9 protein-coding genes are annotated in these 13,481 nt (G+C 45.6%); 3 read left to right on the top strand and 6 right to left on the bottom strand.

The window, feature by feature from the left end:
• Positions 1–98: 98 nt before the first annotated feature.
• Positions 99–1,361, bottom strand: a complete 1,263-nt coding sequence (locus JJ941_RS00290) for an MFS transporter (protein ID WP_290960740.1) — start codon at positions 1,359–1,361, stop codon at positions 99–101.
• Positions 1,362–1,804: 443 nt separating this feature from the next.
• Between JJ941_RS00290 and asd the strand changes: the two genes are divergently transcribed.
• Positions 1,805–2,857 (top strand): aspartate-semialdehyde dehydrogenase, encoded by a 1,053-nt coding sequence (gene asd / locus JJ941_RS00285; RefSeq protein WP_290960737.1) that lies wholly within the window; start codon positions 1,805–1,807, stop codon positions 2,855–2,857.
• Positions 2,858–2,932: 75 nt separating this feature from the next.
• On the opposite strand, the gene JJ941_RS00280 is transcribed toward asd, so the two are convergent.
• On the bottom strand, positions 2,933–3,328 hold the full coding sequence (locus tag JJ941_RS00280) for a hypothetical protein (protein ID WP_290960734.1): 396 nt from the start codon (positions 3,326–3,328) through the stop codon (positions 2,933–2,935).
• A gap of 3 nt (positions 3,329–3,331) precedes the next feature.
• On the bottom strand, positions 3,332–3,709 hold the full coding sequence (locus tag JJ941_RS00275) for a hypothetical protein (protein WP_255133225.1): 378 nt from the start codon (positions 3,707–3,709) through the stop codon (positions 3,332–3,334).
• 270 nt (positions 3,710–3,979) lie between these two features.
• Between JJ941_RS00275 and JJ941_RS00270 the strand changes: the two genes are divergently transcribed.
• The gene (locus JJ941_RS00270) at positions 3,980–9,739 is read left to right on the top strand and encodes a lamin tail domain-containing protein (RefSeq protein WP_290960732.1); all 5,760 of its coding nucleotides are present in this window, start codon (positions 3,980–3,982) and stop codon (positions 9,737–9,739) included.
• 57 nt (positions 9,740–9,796) lie between these two features.
• Here the strand turns inward: JJ941_RS00270 and JJ941_RS00265 are convergent, their stop codons facing one another.
• The 3 genes from JJ941_RS00265 to JJ941_RS00255 are packed head-to-tail and all read right to left on the bottom strand — an operon-like array spanning position 9,797 to position 12,510.
• A complete protein-coding gene (locus JJ941_RS00265; RefSeq protein ID WP_290960730.1) occupies positions 9,797–11,869 on the bottom strand; it encodes a TonB-dependent receptor in 2,073 nt (690 codons plus the stop codon).
• A 16-nt stretch (positions 11,870–11,885) separates the two neighbouring features.
• A complete protein-coding gene (locus JJ941_RS00260) occupies positions 11,886–12,218 on the bottom strand; it encodes a HepT-like ribonuclease domain-containing protein (protein ID WP_290960727.1) in 333 nt (110 codons plus the stop codon).
• Positions 12,208–12,510 (bottom strand): nucleotidyltransferase domain-containing protein, encoded by a 303-nt coding sequence (locus JJ941_RS00255; protein WP_290960725.1) that lies wholly within the window; start codon positions 12,508–12,510, stop codon positions 12,208–12,210. The genes JJ941_RS00260 and JJ941_RS00255 overlap by 11 nt, the downstream gene beginning before the upstream one ends.
• A gap of 109 nt (positions 12,511–12,619) precedes the next feature.
• On the opposite strand from JJ941_RS00255, the gene murI reads away from it, so the two are divergent.
• Positions 12,620–13,429 (top strand): glutamate racemase, encoded by an 810-nt coding sequence (gene murI / locus JJ941_RS00250; RefSeq protein WP_290960723.1) that lies wholly within the window; start codon positions 12,620–12,622, stop codon positions 13,427–13,429.
• The last annotated feature ends 52 nt before the right edge of the window (positions 13,430–13,481 follow it).

The raw sequence follows: 13,481 nt of genomic DNA, 5'->3' as shown, positions 1-13,481 counted from the left end.
CAATTATGGGCCGCAAAAATACACAGGAGGGGATGAAATACAAATAATAACCGTTATCATTGGCTAAATTTAATACTCCCATACAAAACCATAATCGCTTATTCCAACACATCTTTTGCGTAGCTCTTCATAGCCTGTATAAAGCAATAGGTGGCTAAAAGCCCGCAAACGGTAAATACCAACAGCAGTGCTTTCGAGGGTCCGTAAACACCGGTAAAAATATGATCGATCATCCAGCCGGTTACGGGAGGACCAATTCCAAAACCCACGATGCTCACCACAAACAAATACACCGCGCCGGCCATCCCGCGCATATCGGATTTTACAAAATATTGGATGAGCGCAGCGGCCACTCCGTTATAGGAAGAGGATACGACGTTGGCGAATCCCACCAGTAAGAATGCCGTCAAAGCCGACTCGGCCATCAACCCGAAATAATATAATGGGAGTCCACCCAGGGCTGCTACGATTCCCATCACAAAACGCTTTTCAGCTCCCCATTTTTTAGCAAAGTAATCAGCCAGCCAGCCGGATGCATTTACACTAACCCCGGTTGCAAACATAAACCAGCCGTATTGAGAAATTAGCGAAGGCATTTCAAAAGTGTCGTTAAGCACCGTCCCGATAAAAGCGAGAATGGTGTATCCGCTGAGGGCCAGAAGGGAAAAACCCGCCAGATGATAACGCACCGTTTTCTTTTGGAGAATGAATTTCAGCACGCTGAAGAATTGCATTGCCGAGCACTCACTTTTGCCTGAATTGCGTTTCGGCTCACGAATTAACAAAAAGCCAATGACTACTAAAACCAGTCCCGGCCAGCCTACAGTTTTCATGGCTATCCGCCAGTCGTAGAGTTCAGCAAAAGAACCGCCAATCAGAAATGAAAGTCCTACCCCTACAAATATCCCGGATGCATATAATGAGAATACCCTTGCCCTTTTTTCGGGCGGAAAGTAATCGGCCAGCAACGAATATACCGCCGGACTCAATGCCGACTGACTTACCCCTACAAAAAACCGGGCCGTAACCAGAAAAAGGAACGAGCTGGCAAATCCGCTGGCCACCGTCATCAGGCTCCAAATTAATAAACCTGTCAGGATAATTCGCTTACGGGAAAACTGATCGGCAAACCATCCCATGAATATTCCGCAGATGGCATAAATCAGGGAAAAAGCCGGCCCGTACAACACCCCGATTTGCGTATTGCTGAAGCCAAGGTCATCACGGATGGCCGTTCCCAACACGGCCACAATCTGCCGGTCCACAAAGCTGGAGATATAGATAAGGGATAGTAACCCCAACACCAGCCAGGCATAGAATTTGGGAGATTTAGCTTCGAGCGTTTCATATATGAATTTCATGGCTCCAAAGATAACACCGAACAAGGAACATTCAACATTGAGCGTTGAACGGTTAATTCATCATTGTATTCCCTTTATCCTGTAAATCAGGGTTCAAGTCTCTTCTTTATAGAACACGGATGAGTGGATAGGGCTGATGTTCGCTGATAAAATCCAATCATGTTTCAACAAAATATCGGGGCTATTTCAGATTCCGGCTCAGGGCCGGAATGACGACAATGTTGTTTATGAATGAAGAATAGCTGATATCCTATTAATAGTCCGCGAATATTTGCCCTACCTGTTTCATCCGCGTTCTATTACTGACCAGTTTAACAACATACACTCCTTCTTACCTGCCTATGTCAATCAAAAAAACCTTCAATAAAACTATCACATAAAGGGTGAAGAATGTTTATTTTTAAGGCTCACAAAATTTTGATTTAACCACTCACTCAACAATCATGATGAAAGTTGGAATTCTGGGCGCTACAGGCGCTGTTGGCCAAAAATTTATTCGCTTGCTTCAGGGGCACCCCTGGTTTGAAATCGAAGCCCTTGGAGCTTCAGAACGTTCGGCCGGAAAAAAGTATAAAGATGCTGCCAACTGGATTGAAGATGTGGTGTTGCCCGAGCATATCATGGACACCGTTGTCAAAAATTGTGAACCCGGCGAATTTAGTAACATGGATTTTGTGTTTTCCGGGCTGGATTCATCCGTTGCCGGTGATATCGAAAAAGCTTTTGCGGAAGCCGGGATTCCGGTCATTTCCAATGCAAAAAACTACCGGCAGGACCCCACGGTTCCGCTGCTGATACCGGAAATCAACCCGGATCATACCGACCTTATTAAAACACAGTCGTTCAGTAAAGATGGGAAGGGCTGGATTGTGACCAACCCGAATTGTGTGGCCGTGCCGTTATCGCTGGCGCTAAAACCATTGTTTGATTCATTTGGAATTGAAGCCCTTATCCTTACAACCATGCAGGCAGTTTCAGGAGCCGGATATCCCGGTGTGGCCAGCCTGGATATTCTTGGTAACGTGGTTCCTTTTATTTCCGGAGAAGAGCCTAAGGTTGGACCTGAAACACGAAAATTACTGAGTACTTTGTCCGGCGAATCCCTTAACCTTCCCGAATTTAAGGTTCAGGCGACAGCAACCCGTGTTCCGTCTATCAACGGACATATGATTTCAGCTACCGTGAAGCTGGAAAACCCTCCGACTGATTTGGACGAGCTGAAAAAAGCCTACCAAAACTACCAGAATCCTGTTTCCGAATTGGATCTGCCTTTCTCACCGAAAGCACTCTATAACCTTCACGACAATGAATATTACCCACAACCCCGCCTCCATGCAGATTGGGAGAATGGGATGCAGCTGCATTTAGGGCGATTGAGAAAAGCCGAAGTATTTGATGTCAGCTTTGTGGCTATGGCTCACAACACCATTCGGGGTGCAGCCGGCGGTGCCATTTTAAATGCGGAATTGCTGACTAAAAAAGGATTCCTGAAATAGAATAATTTTGCCCTTGAAAACCATCGTAGAGACAGAAAATCTTGTGTCTCTATGATTTGATTGGGGCAAACTGAATTATTCTTCCATATCCCCAAGGCGTTTCTGCGACATATACAGGTTTAATTTGGTTGAAAACCGGATTGCCTCGTTCTTATCGTTTCGTTTGATATTCAATTTAATCTTTCCCTGCTCACTACCCGGCAATGGTTCAAAAAATGCCCATTGGTTGGCTTCGATAATCAATTTGCCTCCGGTAAAAAACAGGAGCCCTTTCTTGTACTGTATCTTTTTGATGTGGTCGAGCTGTATGGAAAACTTGCTCAGGTTACTCAATCCGTTCCCCATCATATCATACACTTTGTATTCAAATAGCAATTCTCCATCCAGGAAGCTCAGAATTCCCTTTACCTCCTTAACCTCCACTTTTACATCTTCGGTTTCATACATCGAATAGTTAAAAGGAATGCTCATGGTTTAATCTTCCAGCTCGTTTAGTTTTTGTTCGGAAAGCTTCAGGTTCAGATTGGATGAGATGCTGGCTGCTACATTTCGGTGCTTCCGTTTCACTTTTAATACACGTTCAGTTAATTCCTTACCCGGCAAATCCCCAAAAGACGATGCCCTTTTGCCATGCAAAATCAGCTTCCCGCTAAACCATCCCTTTTTATACTCCAGCATATCCAGCTCCGATAGCGGTATGGTTTCAGTCCGAAGTTCAGACTGATAGGCCTCAACCACAGCGTCTTTTTTCTGGAATTCAAACACCAGATTCTCTCCTTCTACGCGCAGAATTCCCTCCACTTTCATGAATCCGCCGTTTAAATTTTCGATAGAAAAAGGAAGACTTCGCATATGCGTTACTGATTTTTAATGATTTAGGTGTGTTTGAAAAAACTTCTAAAAAAGTACAAAAAATCTGTAAGGAGTGCGCGTTTCATCGCTCTAACTAAACAGCTAACAAAAGAGAAAACTAATCATTGCCTTGAGAATGACACAACATTCTCAATGTCCTTCCAGGGGTAAAAGGTGGAACATCCTTTTACCCTCTTTTTTTTACCGGGATATTTTTTCCTGCAAGTCATTAAACAATTGTTTTAATTGGCTAAACAAATATTCGGGAGCATGAGGGTACTTTTTTTTATGATATTGTGGGGATTGCCCTGCATCATTTTGGGGCAGTCGGCAAATTTTGAGGATGACTTTTCCGATCAGGATATCTCTGACTGGTCTGGTGATACGGGGAATTTCATCTTCACAGAAGAAAACGAAAACATCCTGCTACAGCAAAATGTATCCGGTGCCGGCATTTCTTACCTGAGCATACCTTCCACCAATACCATCGGCTTCTGGGAGTTTTTCGTTCGTTTAGACGGATTTAGCCCATCAAACGGTAACAAAGCCGAGATCTACCTGATGAGCGACAATCAGGACCTGACATCTTCTCTGAACGGATACAAACTAAGGGGTGGCGAAAATGGCAGTGGAGATGTATTCCGGCTATTCAGAATCAGCAATGGCAGCGAATCAGCGGAAGTGCTGACCGGAACTACCGATATCAGCTCCGGCGGAGATTATCGTGTAAAAGTAACCCGCAATGCTTCCGGAAACTGGACGCTCGAAGTTGCTGAAGGCTATGCAGGCGTGCTTTCCGTGGAAGATACCGGAGCCGACAACACCTATACTTCCACCTCTTATTTCGGATTTAAGAACACATATTCTTCTACCCGTTCTAACCTGTTTTACTACGACTTCAAAATTGACATTCCCCCTGTTGAAGTTACTTCCGTTTCTTTGGTCAGTGATACTGAAGTTGATATCATCTTTTCCAGGGATATTGATTTTTCCTCCGTCCAAACCTCTGATTTTATTTTGAATCCCGGCGAATTAACTCCTCAATCTGTGAGTCATCAAAGTGGCGATACCGCACGTATTACGTTTTCTTCGGCCATCTCCACCGGACCAAATTCCCTTACTATTTCCGGTATTGATGACAGCGCCAATGAAACCACCTTAGCCGATACCACCTTCTCGTTTTTTGTGTATGATGGTTACCAAACCGGGGATGTAATCGTCAATGAGTTCATGAAAGACCCGCCGCCGGGCACAGCCGAATATGTGGAACTTCGAAATACTTCTTCCCGATTTTTAAATCTGAGGAACTGGCAGCTTGGAGATAATAACTCACTCAGTACCATTTCTTTTTCAAATTTCACCCTCCTGCCCGATAGCTTTGTAGTCATCTCATCCGATACTTCCGCCTTAAATACATACTATGGCGAAGCGGTATATCTTCAGGCTTCTCTCCCGGCCTTCAATAATGGCGGAGACCAAATTCGACTTTTTGATGAATCCGGCGGCCTTATCGATTCCCTGGAATATGATGATGACTGGGGAGGGGAAGATGTGGCACTGGAACGCAGAAGCTCAACGGTTTCCTCTGTTTATAAAGAGAACTGGGGAGACAGCCCGAGCGCAGATTTCGGAACGCCGGGATTTCCCAACCAGGTTCAGCCCGATAACAAACCGCCTTTCATTTCATCTCTGGAAGTGGAAGACAGTCAGACTTTGCTTTTGGTCATTTCTGAACGGGCAGAAGCTTCCTCAGCGCAGGACCTCAACAACTATTCCATAAGCCAAAACCCTGAGGCAGATGCATTAACACCACCCATACCCGGAATATCATCCATTCAGCAAATAGCACCGGATTCGTTACGTATTTTGCTGGATACCGAACTTCAGGAATACGATGGCAGCTGGACATTAGCGGTCAGCAACCTCACCGATATTTTTGGGAATAGTGCTGATCGTGAAACGGACTTCAATTACTATGTGATTTTTTCAGCCGAGCCCAATCAGGTGGTGATTAATGAATTTATGTATGATCCCGGTGACGGATTTTCGGAGTTTGTGGAGCTTTACAACCATTCGGACAGTTCATTCAACCTCCAAAACTGGACCTTCAGTGACAATACCGGCGATGATGAAGTACTCACCACAAACAGCTTTGTTCTTCCCGCTGGCAAATATGTTGTCCTCGCTCCTGATAGTCTTTTAGCCGTTTCCTTTCCAAACATTTCGCTCATTGATATGGGAAGTCGTTTTTCATCCCTGAATAACAGCTCCGATGCCATCGTCATCAAAAACCAAAATGGACTGGTTATTGACTCTCTGAGTTATGAAGACAATTGGGGTGGTGAGGAAATCTCCCTGGAAAGAAGAACAGAAACGGTAACCGGAATTTACCGGGAAAACTGGGGAAACTCCCCTTCTGAGAACCTGGCGACCCCCGGCCGGGAAAATGAAATCCCCGCAGATTCATCCCCTCCACAAATAACCGATGTTTCCCTTACTGCTGAGGATGCCATCCGTGTAATCTACTCAGAGAGAATCAGTCCACAAGCAGCTACAGCAACAGATAACTACGATCTCTCTGCCGAATCTTCCTTTACCGGAGCCATCCCGGGTATTCAATCAGCCACACTCTTTCCACCGGATACGGTATTGCTTCAGTTTGATAACGTTTTGGAGAGTGACCCTTCCGGCACCAACTATCAACTCGACATCTCCGGTCAATCCGATGTATTTGGCAATGTATCGTCTTCCCTGAGTTCCTCATTTTTCCTGATTGAATATGCACATCCTGATTCGGGAGAAGTAGCCATCAGTGAATTTATGTACGATCCCGCTGAAGGTTTTTCGGAATTCGTGGAATTGGTGAACCGAACCGACAGCGCCTTTAACCTGAAACAGTGGACCTTTAATGACAACACGGGAAACAGGCGACGGATCTCGGATACCACCTATACCTTCCCTCCCAACTCCTACCTGGTGCTTACACCAGACAGTACCCTGCTTGAATCTTATCCCGGCATTCCTGCTCTCGTCATCGGCAGCCGGTTTTCTTCGCTTAATAATTCCACCGATGCCATTGTATTCCGAGACGCATCCGGGACACTTCTGGATTCCCTTACTTACACCTCCGGCTGGGGCGGAGACGAAGCTTCTGTTGAACGAAGGTCGTTTGATTTCGCTGCAACTTTTAAAGAAAACTGGGGTACTTCTCCTGCTGAAGAGGCAGCCACACCCGGGGTTCCCAATCAAATCCCGCAAGATGAGGAGCCTCCCGAAATTCAATCGTTGTTAGTTGTAAATGACAGCACGCTTCAGCTTATTTTTAACGAACGGGTGCAGCCGGTGCCGGCCACCAATCCCGAAAATTACGATTTCTCCGCCGTTTCAAATACTACCGGTAATTTAGTCAGCCCTGATTCATTTAACTACCTTGCACCTGACACGGTAATAATTTCTTTCCCGGCTAAAATCCCCAGAGCAGAAACCGGAACTGCCTATCAGCTCAGGGTTGGCAGTCAAATGGACGTGTTTGGAAATACCTCCGAGGATTTGGTAGCTGAATTTTTCCTTATCGATCTGGCCGAAGCCGGAAGGGATGATGTAGTTATAAACGAGTTTATGTATGAACCGGAAGAAAATTACACCGAGTTTATTGAACTGTATAATCCAACCAACAAAAACTACGACCTGCGTAACTGGACGGTGAATGACAATACGGGAAATCGCAGGGAAATTACCGCTTCCGGCCTTGAACTCACCCTTAACTCCTACCTCATTCTTGCCCCGGACAGTTCCTTTCTCGAACTTTTCCCGAACCGGCCAACTATCATTCTCGGCAGCCGGTTTCCTTCATTGAATAATAGCACCGATGCCATTGTAATCCGCAACGCTGCCGGAGAATTGATCGACTCTTTAACCTATACATCCGACTGGGGTGGAGAAGGAGTTTCGTTGGAGCGCAGAAGTCCCGATTTCCCGTCGATTTATAAAGAAAACTGGGGCGACTCTCCTTCCGAAGTAAAAGCCACCCCCGGGTTCGCTAACGAGATTGAACAGGATACTGAAGCGCCTGTACTTGAAAGTGCGTTTATCGCTTCGGCTGACTCCGTTCGACTGATTTTTAATGAACGGATTGATTCTGCTTTAGCCACAGATATTTTCAACTATACCATCTCCTCACCTTTATCGATTGCTGAAGTGACAAACTATGGTGGAGACAGGGTGACCTTAGTCCTGAGCACTTCTTTATCCAGTGGCGACTCGTTCACCATTACCGTTCAGAATCAACGGGATATTTTCGGAAACACCATGACTTCAGCTTCAGCAGATCTTGAGTACACGGTTTTTTCTCCGGTTACCCGAAGGGATGTCATTATTAATGAAATCCTATACCGCAGGGCGAGTGCAGAATCAGCAGAGTTTATCGAGCTCTACAACCGAACGGCCAATAATTTCAACCTCACCGGCTGGATTTTTTCTGATGCCACCGGTTCCGCCACTATTCCGGAAGGAACCATTATCAAAAGTAATGAGTATGTGGTGCTTACCGATTCTGAAGATTTTGCCACAGGCAGCGCCCTTGCCAAAGCTAAAGCAGATGGAAATGTGGTTTATCTTTCAGGATTTCCTTCCCTGAATGATGATGAAGATGCCATAGTCATCAAAGACGAAAACGGGATGATTGTTGACAGTTTGTTTTACAAGGAGACCTGGGGAGGAAATGAACCCGGTGTTTCACTGGAACGAAAAGATCCTGAATCGGCATCGAACGATGCCGGCAACTGGGCTTCCAGCACTTCTGAATCAGGCAGCAGCGCCGGTGCACAAAGTTCGATCTATCAACCCGACCAAACCCCACCTGAAATTGTTTTTGCCAGGCTGCAGACTGACGGTAAAATCTATGTGGCTTTTTCAGAATTTGTTCGCTCCTCCGGTACGGGACCAATAACTGTAAATGATGAGCCCGCCACCATCACTGAATACAATGAAGAAAATGCGAATATCCTCATCATCGGGGATGTTGCCTACCCAACCGGAGAGCCTTTGACCATTTCTTTTGGGCAGGCAACTGATTTCCGGGGGAATGCGTCCGGGGAGCTGTCAATTGAAGTGTCTCAGCCTCTTTCCAAAGGCAACGTGGTGATTAACGAAATTCTGTTCGACCCTCTGGCTAATTCAGATGACAACCTCCCCGATCAAACCGAATATGTGGAATTCTACAATCGGGCGGATTACGCCGTTTCTCTGGAAGGGTTTTTTATTCACGATAAACCGGACGAGAATAACGAGATCCGGTCTGTGCATCCTTTCTCTTCTGAGTTCCGATGGATTCCGGCTAGCGGAACCGTTGTGTTTTATGCTGAAGATCAAACCTCGGTTTTCAGTGAAAGTCGGCTGGCCAAATATTTTGAGCTGGAAGATGAAAGTGAATCGTTCTTTATCCGGGCCGACCGGTCGAATTTAAGCCTGGCTTCTTCTGGGGATGCCATTTACCTGGCAGATAGTACCGGAGCGGTCATCGACTCGGTGTTTTATAATGAAAGCTGGCACAACCCGAATCTATATGACGTTGACGGTGTGGCCCTGGAACGTATTGATCCTGACGGACCAAGTAATGATGCAACCAACTGGAGCTCCAGCACCGCTGTAAGTGGCGGAACACCGGGGCGACAGAACTCCATCTTTCAGCAAGCCGGAGCCGGCCCGGATAATACCGGTATCACCTTCTCCCCAAATCCCTTTTCTCCGGATGATGATGGCTTCGAGGATAACCTCTTCATTAACTATAAACTGGAAGAACCGGACTACCTGTTACGCGTCCGCATTTTTGATCGTTATGGGCGGGAAGTCCGCAAGCTGGCCGATGGCAAGCAAGCAGGCTTCGAAGGCTCCCTGATTTGGGATGGGTTAAAAGACAACGGCTCCAAAAACCGGGTGGGTATATACATTGTACTCTTTGAAGCCTACAATAGTGCTGAAGGAAAGAATAAGACGTTTAAGAAGACGGTGGTGTTAGCAAAAAAATTCTAAATGATGAATTTTGAATGTTAAATTGGGCTTGAGCAAGCTCCATTTAACATTCATCATTTAAAATTCAACATTCACCTTCACCCCGCCAAACCAGTTTCGGGGAGCGGCCGGCTGGTAGTAGCGTTCACCAAAAGCATTCAGGTCGTTACCCAGGCTGTACTTTTCATCCAGCAGGTTGTCTATCCCCACAAAGAAATCGAAGGTCCAGTTGTCGATGAGTTCCTTTCTGAGTCCCACTTTGGTCTGCACCAGGTGATAAGGGTTGGAATACACGGAATTGGCATCATTCAGGGGAATTTCATCGGTGAAGTTATAGGACAGGTTCCCGTAGAATCCGGGTTCCGTTCGGGCTGTAATCGTTGACACAACGGTATGAGGAGCAACGCCCGTCAGTTTATTGCCGGAATAATCATTTCCGTCTTTCACGTAATTCACAAATTCAAAATCGTGGTAGGTGTACGACAGGCTCCAATCAAGTTGCTGGAGAAAGGCCGCCGGATTTCGAATCATTTGCCAGTTGGCAGCCAGCTCCACCCCATACTGATCGGTGGCCCCGGCATTTCTGAAAATAACGGTCGAATTACGATCCGACTGCTGCTGTACAATGGTTTCTTCCAGCTTGAAATAGAAAGCTGTAACATCGTAAGTAAAGTGCGCGCTAACAACGGTACCACGGGCCCCAACTTCAAAATTGGTTCCCTGTTCCGCTTCTAAATCTAAAGCGATACTGCCTTCATTGGTTCTGAACTCTTCGATGGTTGGGGGTGAAAATCCATAGCTGATACTCCCATGCAGGGAAAGCGCCGGGCTGAATTTCTTCAGCAACCCAATTCTTGGGATGATTTCCGGATCAAAAGTTTTGCGCGCAAGCCCGGTTGTATCACCGGGAAGATTCGTAACCAGGCGGTTCAAACTGTATTCCAGCCGGTTGTAACTGAGTCCGGCCGTGAGATAAAAGTCAGCGGGCAGGTCCATTTCAGTATTGAAGAACAGCAACGAAGATTCAATCTTAATTTCATCGTCAAAGTTTAACGCGCCCACTTTGCTGGTGTCATTTTCAAAATTTCGGGCCGCATAATTAGCCGCCTGAAATTCACCCCCAACCGTAAACCGCGTTCTCACCTCCCCGATATCCGTGTCAAAGTAAAAGCGGGTTCGTCCACCGCCCGATTTCCGGCTGTCTTTTTTGTAATCCAGATTGAAGGGATTTTCAAAGGCACTGAAGGTTCCATATACATTAGTCAGATTTGAAATGTCATCGGTGATCTGCACATCATGACTAATGCCCGCTAAAAAAGATTGCTGATCAATACTCGCATTCGATTCCACGCTCCCCAGAACAAAGGGGTTTCCCGGCCGTGCCTGACTCGGATCATTTTGATATTGCTCCAGCGTCAAACCTCCCGGAATTCCGTAGTTCAGATCCGAATACAGGAAACTGGTCTTAATGATCTGCCTGTCATTCAGCTGAAACCGTCCGGAAAGCTCAGCCGTCTGCCGGTTGAAAAATGTTTGATCCCGGTATCCATCGGCATGCTGGTTGGAATAGTTGAACCGAAGGCTTCCTTCATCAAATTGATTTTGGGCATAAGCCGTATAACGCTGCATGCCGTATGAACCCAGCATCAAACCTGCTCCCACCTCATTTTGATTCGACTGCCGGCTTTCCAGCAAAAGAGCTCCCCCGTTTCCAGCTCCGTAAATACTACCGGCCGGACCTTTAATCACTTCCACTTCCTGCATATTAATCACATCCAAAAGATTCAGGAAAGTGCTTCCGGAAGGCTCCGTAAATGGAATACCATTCCAGTAGATTTTCACATTCCGGACTCCAAAAGGAGCACGCAGAGAACTTCCGCGTATGGCTACCCGGTAACTTCCCGGGGCGCGCTGTTCAATACGAACGCCGGGCACTGTATTCAAACCATACAGCAAAGATCCCTCATCAAATCCACCGATAAGTTCGGGCTTCACATTGGTGATGGCGCCGGGTGTCTCCATCAGGCTTCGGTTCCCCTCATAACCAACTACCACAATATCTCCGAGATCGGCTTTGAGAGTGTCTATATCCTGAGCAAAAACGGGGTTGATAAGAATTAATGCCAGAAATAATATTCTAAGTAATGTCATTAAACAGGTTTTGGGTCTAATAATTTCTGGTCTTCTCAAGCAGTTCGGGAACTTTATTCTTTACAAAATCCCATAGTGCCAATTCGTCAATTACATCATATCCGTGGGATATAATATTCCTGAAATCAATGATTTTTCTATATTCAGGAATTTTCTGTTCCAGATTATCTTCATCAATTCTTGACAATCGCGACAAGGCTTCGCCAATGATTTCAAACTCTCTTTCTAAAGCAAGCTGTAGCATCCTGTTGTTTTGAAAATCTTCCAACCTTTTGCCTTCCGTGAATTCTGTAATTTCTTCACAGGAAAGAACGATATCGATAAGTAGCTTTCTGATACTATGAGGCATAAACCAATGATTTCGATCGATCAATTTCTTTATGAAATACAGGATTTCGAAACTTCTTCATAGTCAGCAAATCCACAGGGCAGTTGTAGATTTCTTCAAGTCTATTTTTCAATCCCATAAACTGATCAAATGCTCCGGCAAAGTCAGATCTTTTAAATTCAACAAGAAAATCAATATCGCTATTGTCCTCAGACAGCCCTGCTGCAACCGACCCAAATACATAGAGCCTGAGTACGCCAAACTTTTCGCAGGCGGATTTGAGCTCATCATTTTGGATTTCTTCGATTTTCATTATTTGATAACTACTTTGGTATTTGTTCGGAACAATCTACGAATCCTTGTATTAAGATTTAAGAATTGAATACCTTCTGGCAACAAATAATTCACTACCAGGTACTCATTTGCAAGATTTAAAGAACGCACCCATTGGAATTTTTGACTCAGGTATTGGCGGACTTACCGTAGCCAAGGCCGTGATTGATGCTTTACCCAACGAAGATATCATTTATTTCGGTGATACAGCCCGGGTTCCTTATGGTATCAAATCGGAAGAAACCGTGCGTTCCTATGCTCTTGAAATTACCCATTTTTTATTGAAGCGTGGCGTAAAGATGATTCTGATTGCCTGTAATACAGTTTCGGCCTCGGCCAAGGAAGAGATTATACAGGCTGCCGGCGACATTCCTGTTTTAGACGTAATAACTGCCGGAACTAAAAATGCGGTTTCTCTGCCAAATCATGATCATGTTGGGGTGATTGGCACCTTAGCCACCGTTAACTCTCAGGCGTATTCCAAGTCCATTCATGCTTATGACCCAACCATAACGGTAACGCAACAAGCTTGCCCTATTTTAGTCCCATTGGCCGAGGAAGGCTGGATTGATAACGATGTGGCCCTGCAGACTTTACATCATTACCTGGATCATTTTGATGAAAGCGGAATCCAATCTCTTATTTTGGGATGCACACATTACCCGCTGTTTAAGGACATTATTCCTAAGGTTCTGAAGGATGGAAACATTGAAATTATTGACTCGGCAGAATCCATCGCAGAATCCGCAAAAGCCAAACTGGATGAATTAGGTTTGCTGAATGAATCCGGTGGAGAGTTCCGTTGCTACGTGAGCGATCGCCCCCAGCGTTTTCATGAACTGGCCGAACGGTTTTTAGGCCGCAGCCTGAACGGTGTTGAAGTTGTAAGTTTGGGGTGAAAAGCTCTCAGCTTACAGGATTCAGCTGTCAATTTTCTATCCCCGAAACTGA

It is taken from the genome of Gracilimonas sp., assembly GCF_017641085.1.
Classification (GTDB): Bacteria; Bacteroidota; Rhodothermia; order Balneolales; family Balneolaceae; genus Gracilimonas.
This window is presented reverse-complemented; position numbering and strand designations above follow the sequence as displayed.

Bases quoted from the DNA above. Each gene is read 5' to 3' on its own strand.
- asd (WP_290960737.1), top strand. From the start codon at position 1,805: ATGATGAAAGTTGGAATTCTGGGCGCTACAGGCGCTGTTGGCCAAAAA.
- JJ941_RS00265 (WP_290960730.1), bottom strand. From the start codon at position 11,869: ATGACATTACTTAGAATATTATTTCTGGCATTAATTCTTATCAACCCC.
- JJ941_RS00290 (WP_290960740.1), bottom strand. From the start codon at position 1,361: ATGAAATTCATATATGAAACGCTCGAAGCTAAATCTCCCAAATTCTAT.
- JJ941_RS00260 (WP_290960727.1), bottom strand. From the start codon at position 12,218: ATGCCTCATAGTATCAGAAAGCTACTTATCGATATCGTTCTTTCCTGT.
- JJ941_RS00280 (WP_290960734.1), bottom strand. From the start codon at position 3,328: ATGAGCATTCCTTTTAACTATTCGATGTATGAAACCGAAGATGTAAAA.
- JJ941_RS00270 (WP_290960732.1), top strand. From the start codon at position 3,980: ATGAGGGTACTTTTTTTTATGATATTGTGGGGATTGCCCTGCATCATT.
- JJ941_RS00255 (WP_290960725.1), bottom strand. From the start codon at position 12,510: ATGAAAATCGAAGAAATCCAAAATGATGAGCTCAAATCCGCCTGCGAA.
- JJ941_RS00275 (WP_255133225.1), bottom strand. From the start codon at position 3,709: ATGCGAAGTCTTCCTTTTTCTATCGAAAATTTAAACGGCGGATTCATG.